Raw genomic sequence first — 22,247 nt, 5'->3', positions numbered from 1 at the left:
CGTATGTTTTCAATAAGTTTAGCCCAAAAAGACAACACTCGGTAAAAATTCCGTCAAAAAAGCTGTCCTCATGCAGTGATCTGCAAATGGACAGCTTTACTAGTAACGTTCATTGGTTTTTAGTAGAAAATACTCCTCCACTCGAATTGTGAACCACTAAAAACCCCTTAATATTACGCTATTATTTCGACTCTTTTACCTCTACCTCAATCGGAATGATATCCATTTTGACGTGAAGAGCAGATGAGGCGTACTCGGATGCATCGTAGTAGCCCTCTGTCTTGGAGGTTTTGCTGAATATCACGGATACGCCCTTCCCTTTGTTTTTCTTGTCAAGACTAAATGCCAAGCCACGCGATTGCTTTTCCTTATTATCGACCAGATCGTCCAGCAGGGCCGTTTTGGCCGCGTCTGAACCAAAAATGTTCGTATTCAGCGCATTGCCCTCGTAATACTCTTTCCCTTTTGGGATCAGTGTTTTTGATTTATCCAAAGTGAACGTCTGGGTGGCGAAGTTGTATCGGTCCCCTTTCTCGATATAAGAGACATCCACGTTTTTATAGGCGCCGCTCTTGGTTGTACTTACTTTTGAAACATCGATCAGGAACATGCCGCTTGCTCCAATTACCTGGAACTCGTTGCCTTGCACTACCATCGCGGAGTTTTCATCAATGCCAAAACCGTAGTTCATCTTTTCATGTACCAGTGCAACCACGAGACGACCGATGCGCCCGCGCTTGCTAAAATGCTGGTCGACGATGCCTCCCTCAAAGAAGCCGAGACCTTTCGTCACCCACAAGCCTGGTTTGTCCCCATCGTAGGTCACACCTAGATCAAATGTTTCCAGAGAAGTGGCGTTCTGGATCATCGGATTCGACATGATCGCCGCTCCTGCAGATGTTCCGCCAATCATGCCACCGTTTCTATAAACGTTCCACACCGCATCGAGCGCCTTCGTATTCGTCCCGTCCGCGTTATAAAACGCTTTGGTAATACGCGACTGATCACCGCCTACGAAAAAGAGCCCTGTGCATTGGGAAATTTCGGCCACGACTGCTTCATTGTTCACCTTGTCTGGATAGTTCTTTTCGGTAATGTCAAGGATGCGGACACGATCGGAAGGAATGCCGTACGCTTCAAAATCTTGTTTCATGCTGTTGGACGAGGTCATGGAGCCGCTAGCTGTGGGAAAAATCCCGATGATTGCCTCATCCTTGCCCCCTGCCAACTCGATCATCTTGTTGTAGACTTCCGCATTGTTTGTTTCCAGATTGCCGCCGATAATCACCAGCGTTCCTTTAGCCGATCCAGTTTTCTCTTCCGCGTAAACGCCCTGCACGGCACCTGCCACCATCAAAACGCAAGCCAGAAATACAGTGAAAAGCCTCAAAAGATTACATTTCGCAAGTGACATCATGATTCCCCCTTAGTGTCTGGAGTTCGTGTTCCTTGGTTTTAACTGAAAGATTGGCTCAATAATGCCGACCGTCTCCCCTTTTCTGTTAGCGATCACAGGCATATGAAAGGATTGGAGCGCCTGCTCTTCCTGTGGCGTAAGCTCCCCCAACTGTTTCAGTACTTCAACAGCAACTGGTGTAGCGGATCTCCAGTTGCCATCTTCTACTTTGATCGCAACCCCAATCCCTCTCTCAACGAGCCCCATGCAATAGACACCTTCTGCGCCACCCTTGGCAATCACTTTTCCGCTTCCTACCCTGATCAACTCCGTGCAGAAATCGTTATTCCCACTAATCATCTCGGGATACTGTACCATGGCATGGGTGAGTCGCTTGATCGCTTGCCTGAGCGAATAGGGTTGCACGTTGTCGGGATTGGCCAATTTGGCAAAAACGAGAGCCAATTTATCTATAGGAATGCCGAAATTGGGTACACCGCAGCCATCAATGCCTGTCAGCATCTGATCCTGTGGGAACTCGGATAGCTCCACCAATGCTTCAACCACTTTGCGCTGAACGGGATGCTCCAGATGATGATAGGTAGCAATATCACTTTCCAAATGCACGGCAAGCGCCAGCATTCCCGTATGCTTCCCAGAGCAGTTATTATGAATGGCACTGGGCTCCAACTGTTTTCTCACCATTTCCAAATAGTGTGATTGGTTGTACGGAGGATGTGCGCCACATTGCAGATGATCCTCTTGCAGTCCAATGCGAAACAGCATGGAGTTGACTAATTGTGTATGCTGTTCCTCCCCATTGTGGGAGCCGCAGCAAATGGCGATTTCCTTATCCGTCATCAAAAAACGCTCAGCGGCTCCCGACTGTAGAACGGGGATGGCCTGAACCGGTTTCAACGCAGAGCGGGTAAAGGTCATCCGCGAGATGTCACCTAGCCCATATAGGAGATTCCCATGCCGATCCACGACGGCGATGCTCCCTGCGTGCGTGCTTTCGATATAGTTACCGCGTTTGACTACTACCATTGTTTCTTTCATATGTGTCTCCTCTCTCACGTAAAGAGATGACAAGCGACCAAATGATCCTCTTCCACCTTACTGACACGAGGTCTGACTTGCCTGCAGATGTCCATGGATTTTGGACATCTCGTCACGAATGCGCAGCCCTTTGGCGGATTGGCCGGGGACGGAACTTCACCGCGCAGCAGTATTCGTTCCCTTTTTTGCCGCGGGTCCGCAGTGGGAATGGCTGACAGGAGCGACTGCGTATACGGGTGAAGCGGGTTTGCGTAGATACTGTCCGCTGTGCCCAGCTCTGCCATTCTTCCTAAATACATGACACCCACTCTGCTGCACAAATGCTTAACCACCGCCAAATCATGTGAGATAAACAGGTAGGTGAGCTGGAACTCCTCCTGCAAATCCTGCATCAGATTAAGAATTTGCGATTGGATGGAGACGTCGAGCGCTGAGACTGGTTCGTCTGCCACGATAAGCTGAGGCTTTAAGATCAACGCACGGGCAATGCATATCCGCTGCCGCTGCCCTCCCGAAAATTCATGCGCATACCGTTTTAGAAACGCAGGGTTAAGTCCGCATACCTCCATCATCCGAGCAATGATCTGCCTTCGCGAAGCGGCATCTCCTATCCTGTGGGCAGTAAGCGGCTCATTCAAAATCTGCTCAATCGTTAGGCGTGGGTTGAGCGATGCGTATGGGTCCTGAAACACCATTTGCAGGTCCTTTCTTCTTGCGAGCATTTGCCTCGGTGACATTGAAGCCAAGTCTTCCCCTGCAAAAAGAACTCGCCCAGCACTCGGTTTGATCAGATTCATGATAGCTCTGCCGGTTGTGGACTTACCGCAGCCTGATTCGCCAACCAAGCCAAAAGTTTCTCCTCTTCCTATCGCAAAGGAAATGTCATCCACCGCTTTGACAAACCCTTGTGTCCTCTGGAAAATGCCCTTTTTGATAGGGAAATGCACTTGCAGTTGTTGTACGTCTAATAGCACATCCGTCATGTTCGCCCTCCCTGTTCCTCGTAGAGCCAGCAGCGACAGGTATGCCCCACCCTAATCGTAAGCAACCCGGGATTCTCTTCCCCGCATCGCTCGGCGGCGAAGCCGCACCGGTCACGAAATCGGCAGCCTTTCTGAATCGAGCCAGCAGGTGGCACCTGTCCACCGATGGAAAACAGGCGGTTCTTTTTCTCATTCATGTTGGGGATGGATTCTAGCAATCCGCGGGTATAGGGGTGCTTGGGATTGTGAAATAGTGTATCCACATCGGCTTCTTCCACGATTTCTCCCGCATACATGACGATTACCCTGTCGCACATTTCGGCTACGACCCCCAAGTCGTGCGTGATGAACAGGATGGAGGTGTCCATTTTTTCTTTGAGTTCCCGCATCAAATCCAAAATTTGCGCTTGGATCGTCACATCAAGCGCCGTGGTCGGCTCATCCGCAATCAATAGCTGCGGCTCGCAGGCAAGCCCCATCGCAATCATCACCCGTTGGCGCATGCCACCGGACAATTCATGCGGATAGCTCTCATAGATCTCTTGTGCACGAGGAATCCCCACCAGGTTCAGCATCTCAATTGATTTGGCTTTGGCCGCTTTTTTGGACAACTTGGTATGGAGCAGTATGACCTCATCCAGTTGGCGACCAATCGTGAATACGGGAGTGAGTGAGGTCATCGGCTCCTGAAAGATCATCGAGATCTCATTGCCCCGAACCACATTCATTTCTTTTTCCTTCAGAGCAAGGAGATTGGTGCCCTTGTAACGGATTTCTCCGGAGGCGATATTCCCTGGAGGCGTCGGCACCAGCCTCATGATGGACAGAGAGGTAATACTTTTGCCGCATCCGGATTCCCCGACCAGCCCTAAAGTCTCCCCCTTTTTCATATAAAAGGAAATACCGTTCACAACCGTATATTCGGTTTCATCGTTACGAAAATTGACTGTCAAATCGGTTACTTCCAGCATGATGTCTTGCATGAGTTTTCACCTCCTAGTCCTTTAATTTCGGGTCAAGCGCATCCCGCAAACCATCGCCAAGCAAGTTAAAGCAAAGCACGGTGATGACAATGGAGAGGCCTGGAAAAAAGGTGGGGTGAAACAGATTGCGACTGTTATCCTTCGCCGCACTCAGCATGGCCCCCCATTCGGGAGCGGTAATATCTCCGCCCAGGCCAAGGAAGCTGAGGGACGCCCCGATGAGAATCGCTGTACCGATCCGCATCGTCAAATAAACCAACACCACTGACATCGTACCTGGAAAGATATGCCGCATGACAATCACTGAGTCCCGAACCCCTATGGACTTGGCCGCCTCCACATAGGTCATCTCCTTGAGCGCTAGTGTGCTGCCCCGCACAATCCGAATAAAGATCGGAATTGTAAAGACGGAAACAGCGAAGATGATATTGGTGATGCCCGGACCAAGCAGTGCGATCACCGCAATAGCCAGCAAAATGCCGGGGAAGGCCAGCAGCACATCCGTAAAGCGCGTGATCAATCCATCGATCCATCGTCCGTAGTAGCCAGCGACAAGCCCTAGCACCGTTCCGATGACAGCGCCGATCGAGACTGAGACGAAACCGATCAACAACGTTTCTCTCGTTCCCCACAGAACACGGGAGAAAATATCGCGATTCTGGTGATCGGTTCCAAACCAGTGCAGGGAGGACGGCGATTGGTGTTTATACGCATTCATCAAGCTGACAAGCAAGCTGCCGGGTTCGAGCCTCACCGGAACTTTTTGTGAGAGCGGCTGGTTCACTGCCACTGGAATCAGAGCGGAAATCCCGTCAACTGAAACCTTAATTGCTCCATCCCCTTCTCCGACGGCGGTGATCATGCCGCCTTGGCTCACATCTACAACACCAGGAGTCAGTGATTGGAATGAAAGCGAGTTGCTTTGGGCAGGGGTTTCTGACGAATTGGAAAATCCATTGTTAAAAGCAGGTGCTGATGCCGCCACAGCCTTGGTTTGTTCCACAAAGGCCAGTATATTCCGCATTCCTGCCAATTGAGTGCCATCCGTCAGTATGGCGCTCACGTCCGCTTGGGTGCTCTCTCCTGTTTGCAACCGCTGCTTTGGCATGGTTGCCACCAACTGGGACAGATAGATTTGCCCATCGTCCTGACCGGAGACAACCACTTTCAGACGGGAAGCAATCTGTCCGTTTGACACGAGGATGGAGGTCGTTCCATCCCCATTCGCATACACAGTGGCCACGCTCGCTGTTTTACGGACGGTGGCGATTTGCCCATCCTCACTTTCCAGGGATATTGTGTTACTACTCGTATCTTTGCTTCCATCGCTCATCCAGACTGCAACCGGCACTTTCACATTTGTCAGTTGGCTGACTTCAATCCCTTTTGCCTGGTATTGATCAGTCACGGGCCGATACGGGTTATAAGGGACGAGCCAGGGAGCAAACAAGCCCGCGAATACGATGCCCATCACGATGAACAGTGACCCTAGCGCCACGCGTTGTTTGCGGAATTTTTTGAGAAACGTCCAAAAAGGCGACGGAGAGTGGTTTTCCTTTGCCTGCATACTGAGTCTCCTTCTCCTTGTTATTCGTAACGAATTTGCGGATTCAGTACTCCATAGCTGACATCAACAAGCAGGTTCACGGTCAAAAACTGTACCGAAAAGAGCAGGATAAGTGCCTGGATTACCGGATAATCGCGCGTCAGAATGGAATCGATTAAGTAAGAGCCGAGCCCAGGCCAAGCAAATACTTGTTCCACGACGACAGCCCCGCCGAGGAGGAAACCAAATTGTAAACCGGTCATTGTCACGACAGGGATCAATGCGCTTCGTAGCACATGCGTCAGTACGATAACCCATTGACGCTGCCCTTTTGCCCTGGCCGTGCGTACAAAATCCTCCCGCAACACCTCTAGGATACTGGATCTTGTAAACCGGGCGATGATCGCCGCCACGCCAAGTCCCAATGTCAGTGAAGGCAAAATCAAATGGGAGACAGTCCCACTTCCGCTAGTGGGAAACCAGCCAAGCTGCACGGCGAAAATCTGCATAAGCATGAGGCCAAACCAGAATTCTGGGATGCTCAGCGCGGTGATGGCTGACACCATGCCGATCCGATCCAGCAACGAATTCCGCTTGACGGCGGAGATAATCCCGACCAAAAGTCCGATCACTACCGCCCAGACCATGCTGGCAAGTGTCAGCAGAAGTGTGTAGGAAAAGCGCCGAAGGATCTCGTCGGACACATTGGATTTCGTACGATAGGAGATACCAAAATCTCCGTGGATGACAATTTTGCTGACGTAACGGACGTATTGCTGGTAGAGCGGGGCGTTGAGACCCTCTTTTTCCTTGAGCTTCTGGTAGGTTTCCGCATCGATTTCATTTCCGTACAGCACGCGGATTGGGTCCCCTGGCGTCAAATGAACGAATAAAAACGAAAGGATGGAAACAATGATCAACATTGGCACCATTCCGGCTGTACGCCTCATAATAAATGAAAACAAATCGTTCACCTCTTTAGGGAACCGTTGCGGGCGCTCACCTCTATCCGGCGGTAAAGCATGCCCGCAACGTGTTTGGTCGTTATTTCTTTTCGGCGGTGTTCACGATCACGGTATCGCTCGGCAACACCATCACGTCTGAGACAGCGCTTGACTTCGCCACGATGAGGTCCGGCACATGCAGGAAGACCCAAGGCGCATCGTCATAAATGATTTTTTGCAACTCTGCGTACTTTTTCATCGCATCCTCTTTGTTTGCGGTCATAATCGCTTCGTCCAGCAGTTTATCTACTTGCTTATTGCTGTAGAAGCCGGAGTTATTGTTGTCAGGAGCAAAACTTTTCGTATGAAAATTCGGACGAATGCCGTAATCAACTTCCCCTGTTCCTGGAGACCAGCGACCGATCCACAGGTCTGTTCCTTTTTCATGGTCGAGCATGTCAAACAAGGTGCCACTCTCGTACGCCTGCACTTTTGCCTTGATTCCGACTTTCCCCAATTGCATCGCGACATTCTCAGCTATCGCGATAAACTCACTGGAATTGCGAGTCCACAGCGTCGCTTCAAAGCCGTCTTTCATTCCTGCTTCCGCCAGCATTTTCTTTGCATGATCCGGGTTATACTCGTATACCTTTTGCTGGGAATAGCCGTAGGTATTAGGGGCGATCACGGAATCTGCCACCGTACCGAAGCCATCCAACACGCCGGCGATCAGCTCATCCTTGTTCACGGCGTAGTTCAAGGCCTGCCTTACTTTCTTATCCTGATATTTTTTCAGCTTCAAGTTCATCCCGACGTAGTAGACATTTAATGAAGGAGCCTTGTATACGTTGAATTTTTGATCAGAGGCAATCTCCTTGGCATTCAGGGTAGGAAGTTTAGTGATGATGTCCGCTTCTCCCGCTTTTAGCATATTGATTCGTGTGCCAGCTTCTACAACGGGCTTATACACAATACCCTCAGCCTTTGCTGCCTTCTCCTTGTTCCAGTAGTTGGCAAATGGCGCAACCTTCACATATTGATTCTCTTTCCATTCCACAAACTGATAGGGGCCGGTTCCCACTGGGTTTCGGTCCAGGTTAAAGCTGGGGTCAGCCTTTTTCTTTTTAAGCACTTCCAGCGATTTCATCGAGGCTGCTGGATGGGCCAAGTAAGAAGTCATCGCTGAATTGGGCGTATTGGCGATGATGGTCACATGTGTCGGGTCTTTTACGACGACTTCCTTAATAAACGAGAAAAAGTTTCTTCTGGCCAATCCATTCTTTTCATCACGGACGAAATCAAGGTTGGCCTTCACCACGTCCGCATTGAATGGAGAGCCATCATGAAAGGTGACCCCCTCACGCAAGGTGAACGTGACTTCTGTGGCATTCTCGTTTAGCTTATAATCAGTGGCCAGAACAGGCACGGGCTGCATTTTGTCTGTAAACGTCAGGAGTCCTTCATACATCGCTTTCTGTACCGTGATGGAGTTACCATCCGTCACGTTTTGCGGGTCAAGAGAGACTGGCTCCGCCTCCACCGCTAAAGTGATGGTTTTTTCATCTGCTTTTTTCTCTGGTTGAGTTGTCGTTGTCGCAGTACTACTTGCCGGTTGCGCTGTGTTTCCTGTGTTGCTCTTGGTCTGTTCGGCGGGCGCAGAGCAAGCGGCGAGCATCCCGGCAATGAGTAAAAGCCCAAGTCCTGTAAGCAAGCCTTTCTTCTTATTCAAAAAACATCCCCTCCTTAAAGTGCATTGCCTACACAAGTTGATTCAACCTGTCAAGAATCCTATTAAGCAAAGAGTGTGCCAACTTGATCGCATAGGTTTGCAGCATGTAATATATTTTGAATTTTCTATATTTTGTGTACAAATCGTTTTATCCTCTCTTATAATGGTTAAAAATACCAAAGACATATACACCCAACAGAACCCATTAAATCCCATTAAAGTTGAATGAGCGGAGGGATGCCCTTGTACGACAAAGAACTTATTTTGTTGACCGGGACCATTGAAACGCAAAAAACGCTTGTCCGGCAGCTTCAAGGCGTGATCGGCGATTTTGTCCGAATCCAAGCCTATTCTCACGAGGAAGGTATTCCCCACGTATTTAGCAATCAACTGATCATCCTCTCCACTTCGGCCATCGAGGAAGAGACCGCTCCCTATATTGGAAATGGCTGCAAGGTAGTCGTGGCCAAGCGAACTGTTAACTTTGAGCACATCGATAAGCTGTTGTTTCTCCCCGAAAACACTAATGCTTTGTATGTAAACGATGCCCCGGAAACTGTCTTTGAATCGATTGAAACCTTACTGCAGCTTGGGATCAATCACATCAACTATATCCCGTTCTATCCCGGTAAAAAAAACGTTCCCGAAGTAGATATTGCCATCACTCCGGGAGAAGTGAATCTGGTCCCTTCCTTTATAAAAGAGATTGTCAACATTGGTCCACGGCTAATTGATATCACAACGGTCATGACGATCCTCCAGCATATCAACTTGCTCGGTCAAAAGGGGGATATTGTTTCAGAGAAATACATACGAAAAATCATCGATCTGAGCAAAAACCTGTCCAAAACCAGTAAAGAGTCAGATCGACTAAACAAGCATCTCAAGCAGGTTTTGGACGGTGTAAACGACGGGATATTGTCGGTCAACAGCAAAGGTGTCATCACGGTGTTTAACGAAAACCTGCAAAACATGCTGGGGATGTTTCCCGCAAAAGCAATAGGCAGACACCTGCAAGAGGTGTTTCATAACTCCGAGCTAGTTTCCTTTGTCCTCAATCACCATCAGGAGGAATTCGGCTGGTTTTCGGTCCTGCATACGGATGTGATTGTCCACCGCTTTTATTTGGAGAGTGAGGGTACCATCGTCACGACATTCAAAAATGCGCATGAAACGATTGAAATGGAAAAAACCTTTCGGCGTGAACTGGTGAAAAAGGGTTACATCGCCAAATATTCATTTTCCGACATCCGTGGGGTCAGCCCTGCCATTGAGAAATGCACTCAGATCGCCACCAAAATCGCCAAAACCAACCTGACGGTGTTGATTGAGGGTGAGAGCGGAACGGGAAAAGAGTTGTATGCTAGCGCCATTCATAACGAATCGCTGCGCCGGGACGGCCCTTTTCTAGCAGTCAATTTCAGCGCATTACCCGATGAACTAGTCGAAAGTGAATTGTTCGGCTATGAGGAAGGAGCGTTTACCGGGGCTAAAAAAGGAGGGAAAATCGGGCTATTTGAACAAGCAAATGGTGGAACCATCTTCCTAGATGAAATCGGTGATATCTCTTTAAAGCTGCAGGCCAGGCTGCTGCGCGTGTTGCAAGAAAAAGAGATCATGCGAGTCGGAGGAAATAAGATTATCCCTATCGATGTGAGGGTCATTGCCGCAACCAATCGAAATCTATTGAACATGATCGAACGGGGAACTTTTCGAGAGGACCTTTACCACCGGCTAAAAATCTTATACATCCATCTTCCTGAGGTACGCAACCGCAAGGAGGATATCCCGCACTTAGTGAAACATTTTCTCGCCCAAAGCGGCAGGAGCCACATCCAGATCGTTCCAGAGGTGATGGCACGATTAATGCAATATTATTGGTACGGAAATGTGCGAGAACTTAAAAATACTATCGATTATATGCTCGCCGTTTGCGACGGGACGATCATCACCATGAATGATATTCCCAATGAAAGCTTTTTCCAACGGAAGTATCAGGAGGAACCCATGCAGGCATCCAGCATGTTTCCGGTAAAAACAGCTACCCCTCTACCTCAGCTTGAAGATCTGCCTGTGGTTCAAGAGGAATTCCTGTTTATCTTGAAAGTGATTCATTCTTACAACCAGAAGGGGGAATCGATTGGTAGAAAAAAAATTGCAGAGAAGACCCAAGATTGGCACAAGGATTTATCGGAGCAGCAGATACGTAACCGGCTGAAATCCCTTGAGCAGCGGGGATTTGTCGTTACAACCAGAGGAAGAGCCGGAATTAAGCTGACTCGTCCGGGGATGAACTATCTACATACTCCGCCTGAGAAGGAATGAAAGACAAGGAGGTTTGCCAAATGCGTGAAGTCAATTTTGAACAGACAAGCATGACAAGTTTTTCTGTGTACGAATTCGGCAATGGCAATGGACCTCGCGTAGCCGTGACAGCCGCTGTTCATGGTGATGAGCAGACGGCTGTCCATGCGGCGATGCTGCTTATGAGGGTGCTAGAAAAGCTGACGATCAACGGCATTGTGAAAGTCATTCCGATTTGCAATCCAGCCTCCTTCCGAATGAGAGCTCGTGTCTCCCCTTTTGATGGGCTAGATATGAACCGCATATTCCCTGGCAGTGCCAAGGGCAGCCCTACCATGCAACTGGCCCACGAGCTTTGGCGAGAGACGCGAGATGCAGAATTTCTGATAGACTTGCATTGCATTGGTGCTGGAGGCACTACTTATACGTTGGCTCTATACAAAGAATATCCGGAAATGCGTGATCTTGCTCAGGTGTTGTCCCTTCCGATTGTCATCCAATCAAGCGGAGTCAGAGGGCAGTTGTTCGTTGAAGCCTGTCAAGCCGGTCAAAAAGCGTTGATTATCGAATTGCCTGGCGGCCAACCTGGAGGAACCATCGATCTACCTGCAGCAGAGGAGTGCTGCCAAGCGATCCTCCGTTACCTTCATCATCTTGGTCTGCTGGCGGTCGCTGCTCATCGCTCTCCTGGCTCCCCCGTAACTTTTTATGGTGAAATTAGTACACTGACTGCCCCACGACCTGGTTTATTTCTACCTACAGCAACCGCTGACTTGCCTTGTAAAGAAGGCGAGCTTCTCGGGACTTTTGAAGGTAGTCCGATAATTGCTCCCTTCACCGGGGTAATTACAGCCGTACGTCCTCCTCGTTATTGTATTTCCGGGGAGAGTTTGGTAGAGGTAGCACCGGCGGATAATTAGATAGCTTACTCCAAAAGCAATTGGGCAGCGAAAAAAAGGACAGCGCCTGTTTGAACATAAAAAAAGATAGCCTTCCACCTCGCTAAAACGAGTTAGGTGGAAGGCTATCACTATTGTTAGAGAAACGAACAGGTTCTCTACACTAGCCTTTCTTAACGGTTACGGTTATTTGACACTGTTGTCCACGATAGATAACTTCAATCGTCTCTTTTCCTTCTTTTTTGCCAGCAGTCACAGTGCCCGGTTTTACAGTGAAGATCGAAGAATTGCCTTTGTACTGTATATCTTTGGAGAGCGTAATATCCTCTTCCTTCCCGTCGGCATACAACGCGATTACGGTGAAGGTAGCCGTCTGGTTTGGCTGCAAGAAGATGGCATCCGGAGATGCTTTCAGTTTAAATTTCTTCGCGCTGACCGTCACTTTGCAGGAAGCTTTCTTGTTACCGTCTACTGTTGTAACGGTAATCACTGCAGTTCCTGGAATGTTCGGGGTGACCGTTCCGTCTTGGTCAACCGAGACGACAGCCGGATTGCTTGAACTCCATGTGACCTGCTGATTCGTCGCATTGGTTGGAAGGATGGACGCTACTAATCTAACTGGAGAATCTCCTTCGGTCATCGTCAGATCTGTTCGGTTCAGGCTGATGTTCTTAACCTTAATACCTCCACCTCCTCCATTTGACTCTGCGTCATAGGCTTTAGAGGTGCGTGTACTTTCCGTTTTCCCTGGACTGGTGACTGATACATACACCGTTCCAGTGCCAGTTCCGAGTTGATCAATGGAGACTGTCGACGTTGTTTCTCCGTCAACCACAGTAGCTGTTCCTAACACAGTTCCCCCTGAAGAAGCATCGTAGATCTGGACCACATCTCCCGCAGTCAGTCCAGTAACATTAACTGTATCTGCAGTTGGAGCAGAATTGTTCGTCACCGAAATATTACTTTCCAAAGGAGCATCGGTTTGCACGATGACGATCGGTTCTGCGTCATAGGTTTTTGTAGTGCGTGTACTTTCGGTTTTCCCTGGACTGGTGACGGATACATACACCGTTCCAGCGCCTGTTCCGAGTTGAGCAATGGAAACCGTCGCTGATGTTTGTCCGGCAGCCACAGTAGCTGTTCCTAACACAGTTCCCCCTGAAGAAGCATCGTAGACCTGAACCACATCTCCCGCAGTAAGTCCTGAAACTTTGACCGTATCTGTAGTTGGAGCAGAATTGTTCGTTACCGTTATATTACTTGCCAAAGGAGCATCGGTTTGCACGAGGACGATCGGCTCTGCGTCATAGGCTTTTGCAGTGCGTGTACTTTCGGTTTTCCCTGGACTGGTGACTGATACATACACCGTTCCAGCGCCTGTTCCGAGTTGAGCAATGGTAACCGTTGCTGATGTTTCTCGGTCAGCTACAGTAGCTGTTCCTAACACACTTCCCCCTGAGGAAGAATCGTAGACCTGAACCACATCTCCCGCAGTAAGTCCTGAAACTTTGACCGTATCTGCAGTTGGAGCAGAATTGTTCGTTACCGTAATATTACTTGCCAAAGGAGCATCGGTTTGCACGATAACGACTGGTTCTGCATCATAGGCTTTTGCGGTGCGTGTACTTTCTGTTTTTCCTGGACTGGTGACTGATACATACACCGTTCCAGCGCCTGTTCCGAGTTGAGCAATGGTAACGATTGCCATTGTTTCTCCGTCAACCACAGTAGCTGTTCCTAACACAGTTCCCCCTGAAGAAGCATCGTAGATCTGGACCACATCTCCCGCAGTCAGTCCAGTAACATTAACTGTATCTGCAGTTGGAGCAGAATTGTTCGTTACCGTTATATTACTTGCCAAAGGAGCATCGGTTTGCACGATGACGATCGGCTCCGCGTCATAGGCTTTTGCGGTGCGTGTGCTTTCTGTTTTTCCTGGACTGGTGACGGATACATACACCGTTCCAGCGCCTGTGCCGAGTTGATCGATGGAAGCCGTTGCTGTTGTTTCTCCGCCAGCCACAGTAGCTGTTCCTAACACAGTTCCCCCTGTGGAAGCATCATAGACCTGGACCTCATCTCCAGCAGTCAGTCCGGCAACACTGACCGTATCTGCAGTTGGAGCTGCGTTGTTCGTTACCGTTATATTACTGGCCAAAGGAGCATCGCTTTGCACGATGACGACTGGTTCTGCATCATAGGCTTTTGCGGTGCGTGTACTTTCGGTTTTCCATGGGCTGGTGACTGTGACATACACCGTTCCAGCACCAGTTCCGAGTTGGGCAATGGAAACTGTTCCTGTTGTTTCTCCGGCAGCCACAGTAGCTGTTCCCAACACAGTTCCCCCTGTGGAAGCATCGTAGATCTGGACCACATCTCCCGCAGTAAGTCCGATAACACTGACTGTATCTGCCGTTGGAGTTGAATTGTTTATGACCGTTATATTACTGTCCAAAGGAGCATCGGTTTGGACTATTGGTTTTGCGACATAGGCTTTGGCAGTACGTGTACTTTCGGTTTTCCCTGGACTGGTGACTGAGACATACGCCGTTCCAGCACCAGATCCGAGTTCAGCGGAAACCGTTGCCGTTGTTTTTCCGGCAGCCACAGTAGCTGTTCCTAACACAGTTCCCCCTGTGGAAGCATCGTAGACCTGGACCACATCTCCCGCAGTTAGCCCGGCAACACTGACCGTATCTGCAGTTGGAGCTGGATTTCTCGTCACCGTTATGCTATTAGCTGCAGGTGCAGTAGAAATTCCAATGATCTGGATATTTACTGTAGTGGTTTGTCCCGAATTTAATTGAACATTATCTTGCTGAACGGTAGAGTAACCGGTTTTTAAGGCAATGACTGAATATACACCTGCATCCAAATAATTGGAGTACGTAGTATTTCCTGCCAAATTTGTCTTTCCCAAAGTAAAGAATACTCCCGATGAATCTTTTGCTGATACGGTGGCAGACGAAACAGGATTGTTTAATCCATCGGTTACATTGACACTAATTGAAGCAAGAGGCTTAAGTTGAAAATTTAGTGTTGTGGTTTTTCCAGCATTGACCTGTACATTGCTCTGTTGTGATGTGGAAAACCATCCCTTTTTTGAAGCTGTCACCGTATATGCTCCAGCATTCAAATTGGAAATGGTATATTTCCCCTGCGCACTTGTCAAAGCGGAACCATATTGTCCGACCGTAACATTCGCCCCTGAAATAGGTAAGTTATTCACATCGGTAACCACTCCGCTAATAGCTCCTGGTGGTGTCAGTTGAAAATCAACAGTGGTTGTCTGACCAGCTGTTACTTGAATATCTGTTTTCTGGGTTCCGGGATATCCAGCCACATAAACTTGCACTGTGTAGGTTCCCTCGCTTAAGTCAGGAACGGTATAAATTCCGTCAGCGTCACTTGTCACCATAGGAATTGATCCAATACCGTATGTTGAAATATAAACTCCAAAAAGAGGCACATTTTTATCATTGATAATCCTTCCTGAAATAGCACCAGGATCCTTTAACTGAACGTTTACTATGGTTGTTTGACCAGCTGTTACTTCAACATTTGGCTGTTTCCCATTACTATAGCCTGTCTTGGATGCCCCTATGGAAACCGTCCCGACATCGATATTTGGTAGCGTATAATTCCCGTTGACATCTGTTTGAACACTACCAGTCGTAAAGGTACTTCCATTCGCCCAAACCCAAGCTCCAGCGATCGGGTTGTTATTCATGTCCGTGACTTTTCCTGAAACTGTTCCTTGTGCTCCAGCAGCATAGGATAAAGAGGAAAATCCGTTTGAAAAGATCGGCAAAACAGCCATAAACATAACGATAACTATCTTCAAAAAATGATTAGATGTTACTTTCATTGGTACCCTCCTTTTTTCAAGATATTAAAGTAAGTTTTCTAATGTAAATACATAAACCTCTCCCCTATCGTTCTTTATTAAGAGTTGAATATTAATAGAATATTGTTATACTTTTCGGTTCATGAATAAAATTGGGGACAATTTGTCGAACATATTCGAGAGTTCATTGGGAACTAAAACAAAAATCCGGATTCATTCATAGGTCTTCTTACACCACTTGTCGCTCTTTCGTTAAAAAACTGATCTCAAAGCACTGAATCATAGGTTTATAATTGAAGGTATAGCCGTTTCATTCTATGACGACAGAAGTAATCATCCACTAGCTCCAGATGAGGAACCCAAAACTATTTTTAAAAAAGCCTTGATCCCTCACAAAATATTATCTATAATAAGTATGTGTTTAAAATAATTTTAAATAAATAATGATTACAGAAAGAGGGAGACCTAGATGAGCAAAACTTTAGCAAACAGTACAACATTAGCAAACTTAAAAACAGCATTCGCTGGTGAATCCCAAGCGAACCGCCGCTACATATATTTCGCAAAGCAAGCGGACACTGAGGGACATTCAGAAATCGCCAACGCTTTCCGCCGTATCGGTGATGGCGAAACCGCACACGCACACGGCCACTTTGACATGTTGCTTCGCTTCGGCGCTGGAGACCCTGTAACAGACATGCCAGTGGGCACAACAGAAAACAACTTGAAATCCGCTATTGCCGGTGAAGAATACGAATTCTCCGAAATGTATCCAGGCTTTGCCAAAGTAGCTCGTGAAGAAGGCTACGATGAAATCGCCGAGTGGTTTGAAGTTATGGCGAAGTCCGAAAAAGCCCATGCGAACACCTTCAAAAAAATCCTGGAGAAATTAGGCCAGGAATAATTACGATATAAAGAAAGGAAGGCGGTTCATCATGCGCCTTCCTTTTTATCAGAACGGAGGATATCCTGTGAAAAAAATCACGAAAAGTGAATTATTACCTTATAAAGAATACATTCAGGTACACGAGAAGTTTTTGCAGAGAGTCATCCAGGAGAAAAAGGTCCGTCGTGTATCGTTGAATGAGCGTATGTCCGGGCTATTTGAGACACGGTTGAGCGTTTGGTTCCAGATTCAAGAAATGATTCGCGCTGAGGAAATCGAACGGGAAGAGTATCTTGAAGAAATGCTGGAAGTGTATAACGACCTGCTGCCTCTGGATCATGAACTCAGCATGACCCTGTTTATCGAGGTTCCCAACCAGCAAGAGTTACGCGCGTTTAACAAAACCATTATCGGCATTGAAAACAGCGTAGAACTGCGGTTTGGTGAGCATGTTATTACCTCCTATGAGCCTGGTGAAGAAGAAACAGAGGACGAAAATTACACCCAATCTGTGCATTATGTCAGATTGCCATTTACACCAGAGCAGCGTAAGGCGTTTTCAAATTATGAGGGTGATATTGTTCTTGCGATTGCCCATAAAAACTATCAGTCAACTACGGTTGTTTCGAAAGAGCTTGCTGAATCACTCAAAAAGGAAATTGGTTTGTAAGCCATTGTAATGAAAAGGGGCGCCCCATCTGTAACTGGGCTCCCCTTTTTTCGTATGCTTGCTTCTCTTTTGTCAGAAGTAAAGCTATTTCTTACGCATTGCGCAAAACATCGTAGCTAATCGCAAGTTTGATTTTTCCATGTTGACCAACCGTCGTCGTGGCTTTACACAACGAGTTCCAAATGGCTTCCTCAACTGCCTCAACCGTCATTTCAAACAATTGGGAAATCGCTTCGCCATCCTCTCTTAATATCGAGAAGGAATCTGTCTCATCTGCGGGATAATGAGGGATTCTATGGGCTGTCGAAAAGGAAATCACGACATCACCACTCCCATGGGCCGCGAACGAACCCGTGCGAGACAGTCCAAAAGCGGCACGCTTGGCGATGCGATGAAGTTGTCGTTCATTCACTGGCGCGTCTGTTGCCATAATGATCATGATGGACCCATCCGGATCTTTTTCTTGCAAAATCTCCTCTTCTTTCGGAACTTCTACTTTTTTCCCTCTGAACAGGAGGTCTTCTCTTGCTCCAAAATTACTGACCACCAATGCTCCAACCGTGTATGCGTTCGATCCTAATGAGGTAACTCTCGAGCTCGTTCCAATTCCACCCTTATATCCCAAACAAGACATACCCGTTCCCGCACCAACACAGCCCTCCGCCACAACTCCAGTTTGTGCCGATTGGATTGCCCTATAGGCATCTTCGGGTTTGACGTGCATGCCACGAATATCGTTGAGAAAGCCATCATTACACTCTCCGACGATCACATTTACTGTTCCCGTTGTAGTCCCAATATCTTCATTTTGCTCTAATAGGTAGCGGATGGTTCCCTCAGAAACTGCTGGGACGGATAACGTATTCGTCAGCATAATCGGGCTCTCGATGACCCCGAACTCCTGTAACTGAACCGTCCCTACCGTTTTGCCGAACCCATTAATGACATAACAGCTGCCCAGCACCTTATCTTGAAAAAGGTTTCCGGGATGCGGCAATACGGCTGTAACCCCCGTCCTTACCGTTTTTCCGTCTTCGAGTTCATAGGAAAGTGTCCGATGCCCAACTTGAACACCCTCGACATCTGTAATGCTGTTCAGTTTACTGGTCTCAAATTTCCCGAGGTGAATTCCAAGTTCTCGAAGTCTATACCGTGTTTCCATCTTGTCCTCCAATCGTTTAGACACCAAGTATGGTAAGAGTTCCTCGTTATTCAAAATTTAATTTTTTACTTCTATACTTCATCGATAAAACGATTCCCACCAGAATAAAATTGGTCAGCAATGAACTCCCTCCATATGATACAAAGGGCAGAGTTATTCCGGCAACTGGCATCAAAGAAAGGTTCATTCCGACGTTCTCGATAATCTGGAACATAAACATTCCCACCACTCCGGTGATAAAGCACGTAGAGAAATAGTCCTCCGTTTCACTAGCTATACTAATCATTCGGTACAGAAGTATAAAAAAGAGAAATAACAAGATACTGCTTCCCACAAATCCTACCTGTTCACCTACCGCAGAAAAAATAAAATCCGTCCACTGTTCAGGTACCCATCCGTCATTCGTTACGGTTCCCTGTGAAATTCCCTTGCCAAATAACTCGCCAGTTCCTATCGCAATTTGTGCCTGAGTAAGCTGATAACCTGTTCCAAGCTCCTCCACATGAGGATCTAGAAAAGTAACGATTCTCTCCTTCTGATGTTCCATAAAGGGTAAACTATTTACAAACTGGATCGTTTGGTCAAAAAAGATCGTCTTGGCCAGTACAATCACGGTAATAAGGATCAAAATACCACCAAGAAAATAGATCAGTTGCTTCCTACTCAAAAACAAGACGAGCATTGATCCCGTTATTCCGAGCAAAGTGAGCGCCTGTCCAAGGGCAGGTTGTTTCAGAATCAGAAGAAACGGAAACAGATTGATAAGGGTGATCACAAGAAAATGTTTTAGTGTAAATGGCTGATTTTTTTCTTTTACTTTTGTCATATAATCAGCAATTGTTAATATCACAAATATTTTAGCAAACTCTGATGGCTGAATTTGTAAACCTGAAGATAATGAAATCCAGCTATGTGCCCCATGACTAGCAGGGAAAAAAAACAACAAAATTAACAAAAATAAACTCACTCCATAGCCAATCTTAGGAACCATGCCCTTATAGATACGGTAATCAAATATGATAAATAAACTCATAAAAGAGTAAGCAATCACTTGCCATACAATTTCCTTCATATACATATTTTCCATACCCGTCCGGTTAATGGTCGTTGAATAAATTGCAATCGTTGAAAACACGGAAATAAACAACAAAGTAAGCAGCATTGTCGGGTCGATTCTTTTAATCGTTTTCCATCCATTCATTTTGATTCACCATCTCTTTTTCTACATTTCATAATTACTCGCTTGCTTTAGAAATCACATCGAATAAATATTAGTCCTATCAAGTGGAGGTTACTACCTACAAAAGTTGTAAATTAAGATGTAATGGCAAAAAAAGAACCCAATTCAGGCAATGAAATTGGGTTGATAAGTGAAATTTAATTATCGACGTATACAGTATTCTTCAAAAATTATTTATAATGGTATTTTTCAGAAAACCAATCAGACAAAAACAGTTAGTTCTTTCTCGAAGAAACCATACTATCTATTAGAAGAATAACTATCGAAAGAGCGATCGTCCCACCTTTTATCCAAAAAGGAATATTCATAAATTGACCTAACACTATGAATAAGAAATAAATAATAGCACAGGATATCACGATGTATTCAAACTTCATAACATTCCCCCCAGCAATAATTTGTCTCGCTCAAAATTTTTCCTTGCGAAAAAGAGACATACAAAATAATTGTAACATTAGAAATATCACCTATAATAGGTTTTTTAATCCTTCAAATCCTTCAATAATTCAATAATCCTATCATTCTGATCAATTTGAGTGATGATGTTCTGATTAAGCCTTCTGATTGCATCATAAATAGTTAATATCCCAATAATGATTAGAATGCCAATTAACAAATCCATAATGTAACGCTCTCCTTTCCTAATTAAAGCTAGGTGAACACGTATCCGTTCTTTTCACTAGAGCCAAAGTTAGTTCGTTATGTGTAAATTTTACCAATCCGAAAATCATAACACAACAAAAAAGGCCTCCACACAAAAAAGTGGAGACCCTTATTCTATCTGTTTGAAGCCAACTATCTCACGCGCTTTATCACATTGAGTATCTCATTCGAGAGTTTACGATATTGTTGACGGCAGCCCACACATCATCCGTCCCGCCTTCGATGCTCCAATATGCGGCACCCTTAATCCCAAGCTTATTGGATACCTTAAGTTTCTCTGCAATCGATCGACTATCCTCTACCCAAATGGTATGTGGAACATTCGATCTCGTGTAGGTGGCAATGTATTGAGCTATATTCGGGTCCCAGGATATTCTCTGATGGATGAATGAGAGCAAATCATATTCCTCCTGAATCAGAAGTTCTTGGGACTGTACATTCCCGCCTGTTTTAACCCAGTCACGTGTATACAGCGGAATACCTGCTATTACCTTTTGGGAAGGGACAAGAGTGGTGATTTCTCTTAAATGCTGGTCATACCAAGGCAGCGAGGATACAGATCCTGCCTCTAAGCAGCCGTCCCAGTGTTCATCGTATGTCATGACAATTAGGTAGTCCACGAGTCCGCCAAGTATTTGATAATCGAAGGGATCGCTCCAGGAGTTGTTCAAATTAGGAGGAACGTCTACCGAAAGTATTATGCCTTTTGACTTTAATGCTGTGGATAACTCCCTTATGAACTGGGTGAAGTCGTCCCTGTCGCTTGGCAGTACATTTTCAAAATCGATATTGATGCCATCTAATTGATATTTGTCAGTATATTGAAGAATGCTTCTTATGAACGCTTTGCGACTGACGGGATCGGAGACGAGTTGATGGGTGGCGTCATCCATCGACCGGTTGCCAACCATCGCCCATACTTTCCTCCCATTCTTGTGAGCCCATGTAACCAAATTGATATCTCCGTCATCTGATAACTCTCCGTTTTCGTCCAGGAAGAACCAGCGGGGGGATAGAACATTCACCGGTGATTTTTGAACGAGTTGAATAAAGTCCGAGGTAGATCCTTGATCTTCCCATGCCAGCTGAATCGAAGGATTTTGATCATTGTTACCATTTGAAGGTTCGCTTAGCATACGACTTAATACAACAGCAAGCTCTTGTCTTGTCAGCATTCCTTGAGGACGAAACTTTCCCTCAAATCCATTCATAAGTCCTGAAGCGATGGCCTGTTTCACATATGGAAGTGCCCAAGGGGCTACATCATCTTCATCTGTTAGCTTATTTTTCTCTCTGATGCTTGACTGTTGGGACTTGGAACGGACCAAAATGGCAGCGGCCTCCTGCCTGGTAATAGTTCGTGCCGGGGCAAATGTTGTCGGACTTGTCCCGCTCACAATCCCGATCTGGGCTGCCGCGTTTGCCCACCCATATGCCCAGTTATCGGTCCTAACATCCTGAAAAGCCTGGATCGAGGAATTGACTGGTTGTAGCCCTAATACGCGCCCAAGCATCGTTACGAATTCTGCGCGGGTTACCGCTCGCTCCGGATTGAAAAGTCCATTTTCATCACCTACGACGATTCCTTGATTCTGTAATTGAGTGATCTCTATTTTGGCATAGCTATTATTAATGTCGGGAAAAGGTAAGCCTTTAGCTGAAGTTATTTGTTCCAATAGTACGATCCCTAATAATAAACAGATTCCCAACGACCTTCTTAATTTCTTCAACTTATTCCTCTCCAGTGATTCATCGTGAGTATGACATAATACGTTGGTATGTATGAACATTGGAGTTAAGTATAACTTTAATAAATGTTTGTTTCCCTCTGATCTTTCAGGAAATTAAGGAAAGTTCTTCTTTGCTGCCAAAATAGTAAATAAAACTCCAGCCCGAAATTGGGAGAGGCTACAGATCAAAAACCAGTCATCAACAC

At 46.5% G+C, this 22,247-nt stretch carries 15 protein-coding genes; 4 read left to right on the top strand and 11 right to left on the bottom strand.

Features of this window, described 5'->3' with window-relative positions:
- Positions 1–181: 181 nt before the first annotated feature.
- The 7 genes from ACQCN2_RS02990 to ACQCN2_RS02960 all read right to left on the bottom strand — a co-directional run bounded on the left by ACQCN2_RS02990 (position 182) and on the right by ACQCN2_RS02960 (position 8,640).
- A complete protein-coding gene (locus ACQCN2_RS02990) occupies positions 182–1,417 on the bottom strand; it encodes a cyanophycinase (RefSeq protein ID WP_426927400.1) in 1,236 nt (411 codons plus the stop codon).
- A gap of 9 nt (positions 1,418–1,426) precedes the next feature.
- A complete protein-coding gene (locus ACQCN2_RS02985; protein WP_426927399.1) occupies positions 1,427–2,455 on the bottom strand; it encodes an asparaginase in 1,029 nt (342 codons plus the stop codon).
- 14 nt (positions 2,456–2,469) lie between these two features.
- Entirely contained in the window at positions 2,470–3,438 is a 969-nt protein-coding gene (locus ACQCN2_RS02980; protein ID WP_426927398.1) for an ABC transporter ATP-binding protein, read from the bottom strand.
- Positions 3,435–4,421: an ABC transporter ATP-binding protein gene (locus ACQCN2_RS02975; protein WP_426927397.1), complete on the bottom strand. Its 987-nt coding sequence runs from the start codon at positions 4,419–4,421 to the stop codon at positions 3,435–3,437. Before ACQCN2_RS02975 ends, ACQCN2_RS02980 begins: the two co-directional genes overlap by 4 nt.
- Before the next feature lie 13 nt (positions 4,422–4,434).
- Positions 4,435–5,988, bottom strand: coding sequence for an ABC transporter permease subunit (locus ACQCN2_RS02970; protein WP_426927396.1), 1,554 nt, complete (start codon positions 5,986–5,988; stop codon positions 4,435–4,437).
- A 20-nt stretch (positions 5,989–6,008) separates the two neighbouring features.
- Positions 6,009–6,932 (bottom strand): nickel ABC transporter permease, encoded by a 924-nt coding sequence (nikB, locus tag ACQCN2_RS02965; protein ID WP_426927395.1) that lies wholly within the window; start codon positions 6,930–6,932, stop codon positions 6,009–6,011.
- Positions 6,933–7,011: 79 nt separating this feature from the next.
- Positions 7,012–8,640, bottom strand: coding sequence for a glutathione ABC transporter substrate-binding protein (locus ACQCN2_RS02960; RefSeq protein ID WP_426927394.1), 1,629 nt, complete (start codon positions 8,638–8,640; stop codon positions 7,012–7,014).
- Between the two features lie 237 nt (positions 8,641–8,877).
- Here ACQCN2_RS02960 and ACQCN2_RS02955 point away from each other — a divergent pair, with 237 nt between their 5' ends.
- Together ACQCN2_RS02955 and ACQCN2_RS02950 are read left to right on the top strand one after the other, a co-directional pair.
- Positions 8,878–10,965 (top strand): sigma 54-interacting transcriptional regulator, encoded by a 2,088-nt coding sequence (locus ACQCN2_RS02955; RefSeq protein WP_426927393.1) that lies wholly within the window; start codon positions 8,878–8,880, stop codon positions 10,963–10,965.
- Between the two features lie 20 nt (positions 10,966–10,985).
- Complete coding sequence (locus tag ACQCN2_RS02950; protein ID WP_426927392.1) at positions 10,986–11,864, top strand: succinylglutamate desuccinylase/aspartoacylase family protein; 879 nt, start codon at positions 10,986–10,988, stop codon at positions 11,862–11,864.
- Between the two features lie 142 nt (positions 11,865–12,006).
- Here ACQCN2_RS02950 and ACQCN2_RS02945 read toward each other — a convergent pair whose 3' ends face one another.
- Positions 12,007–15,711, bottom strand: coding sequence for a beta strand repeat-containing protein (locus ACQCN2_RS02945; protein ID WP_426927391.1), 3,705 nt, complete (start codon positions 15,709–15,711; stop codon positions 12,007–12,009).
- A gap of 448 nt (positions 15,712–16,159) precedes the next feature.
- Between ACQCN2_RS02945 and ACQCN2_RS02940 the strand changes: the two genes are divergently transcribed.
- Both ACQCN2_RS02940 and ACQCN2_RS02935 read left to right on the top strand, forming a co-directional pair.
- Positions 16,160–16,594, top strand: a complete 435-nt coding sequence (locus tag ACQCN2_RS02940; RefSeq protein ID WP_426927390.1) for a rubrerythrin family protein — start codon at positions 16,160–16,162, stop codon at positions 16,592–16,594.
- 67 nt (positions 16,595–16,661) lie between these two features.
- Entirely contained in the window at positions 16,662–17,246 is a 585-nt protein-coding gene (locus ACQCN2_RS02935) for a DUF3501 family protein (RefSeq protein ID WP_426927389.1), read from the top strand.
- Between the two features lie 91 nt (positions 17,247–17,337).
- On the opposite strand, the gene ACQCN2_RS02930 is transcribed toward ACQCN2_RS02935, so the two are convergent.
- From ACQCN2_RS02930 to ACQCN2_RS02920, 3 genes are all read right to left on the bottom strand, one after another.
- Entirely contained in the window at positions 17,338–18,408 is a 1,071-nt protein-coding gene (locus ACQCN2_RS02930; protein WP_426927388.1) for a DmpA family aminopeptidase, read from the bottom strand.
- Positions 18,409–18,454: 46 nt separating this feature from the next.
- Entirely contained in the window at positions 18,455–19,609 is a 1,155-nt protein-coding gene (locus tag ACQCN2_RS02925) for an FtsW/RodA/SpoVE family cell cycle protein (RefSeq protein WP_426927387.1), read from the bottom strand.
- An 851-nt stretch (positions 19,610–20,460) separates the two neighbouring features.
- Entirely contained in the window at positions 20,461–22,041 is a 1,581-nt protein-coding gene (locus ACQCN2_RS02920) for a glycosyl hydrolase family 18 protein (RefSeq protein WP_426927386.1), read from the bottom strand.
- Between the last annotated feature and the right edge of the window lie 206 nt (positions 22,042–22,247).

The organism is Brevibacillus ginsengisoli, from assembly GCF_050113715.1.
GTDB lineage: Bacteria > Bacillota > Bacilli > Brevibacillales > Brevibacillaceae > Brevibacillus_H > Brevibacillus_H ginsengisoli.
The sequence above is the reverse complement of the archived record's forward strand: the minus strand, read 5'-3'. Positions and strand labels throughout refer to the sequence as shown.

Excerpts from the sequence above, each read along its gene's own strand:
- ACQCN2_RS02985 (WP_426927399.1), bottom strand. The coding sequence starts at position 2,455 with ATGAAAGAAACAATGGTAGTAGTCAAACGCGGTAACTATATCGAAAGC.
- ACQCN2_RS02980 (WP_426927398.1), bottom strand. The coding sequence starts at position 3,438 with ATGACGGATGTGCTATTAGACGTACAACAACTGCAAGTGCATTTCCCT.
- ACQCN2_RS02940 (WP_426927390.1), top strand. The coding sequence starts at position 16,160 with ATGAGCAAAACTTTAGCAAACAGTACAACATTAGCAAACTTAAAAACA.
- ACQCN2_RS02955 (WP_426927393.1), top strand. The coding sequence starts at position 8,878 with ATGCCCTTGTACGACAAAGAACTTATTTTGTTGACCGGGACCATTGAA.
- ACQCN2_RS02950 (WP_426927392.1), top strand. The coding sequence starts at position 10,986 with ATGCGTGAAGTCAATTTTGAACAGACAAGCATGACAAGTTTTTCTGTG.
- ACQCN2_RS02925 (WP_426927387.1), bottom strand. The coding sequence starts at position 19,609 with ATGAATGGATGGAAAACGATTAAAAGAATCGACCCGACAATGCTGCTT.
- ACQCN2_RS02975 (WP_426927397.1), bottom strand. The coding sequence starts at position 4,421 with ATGCAAGACATCATGCTGGAAGTAACCGATTTGACAGTCAATTTTCGT.
- ACQCN2_RS02945 (WP_426927391.1), bottom strand. The coding sequence starts at position 15,711 with ATGAAAGTAACATCTAATCATTTTTTGAAGATAGTTATCGTTATGTTT.
- ACQCN2_RS02970 (WP_426927396.1), bottom strand. The coding sequence starts at position 5,988 with ATGCAGGCAAAGGAAAACCACTCTCCGTCGCCTTTTTGGACGTTTCTC.
- ACQCN2_RS02990 (WP_426927400.1), bottom strand. The coding sequence starts at position 1,417 with ATGATGTCACTTGCGAAATGTAATCTTTTGAGGCTTTTCACTGTATTT.
- ACQCN2_RS02930 (WP_426927388.1), bottom strand. The coding sequence starts at position 18,408 with ATGGAAACACGGTATAGACTTCGAGAACTTGGAATTCACCTCGGGAAA.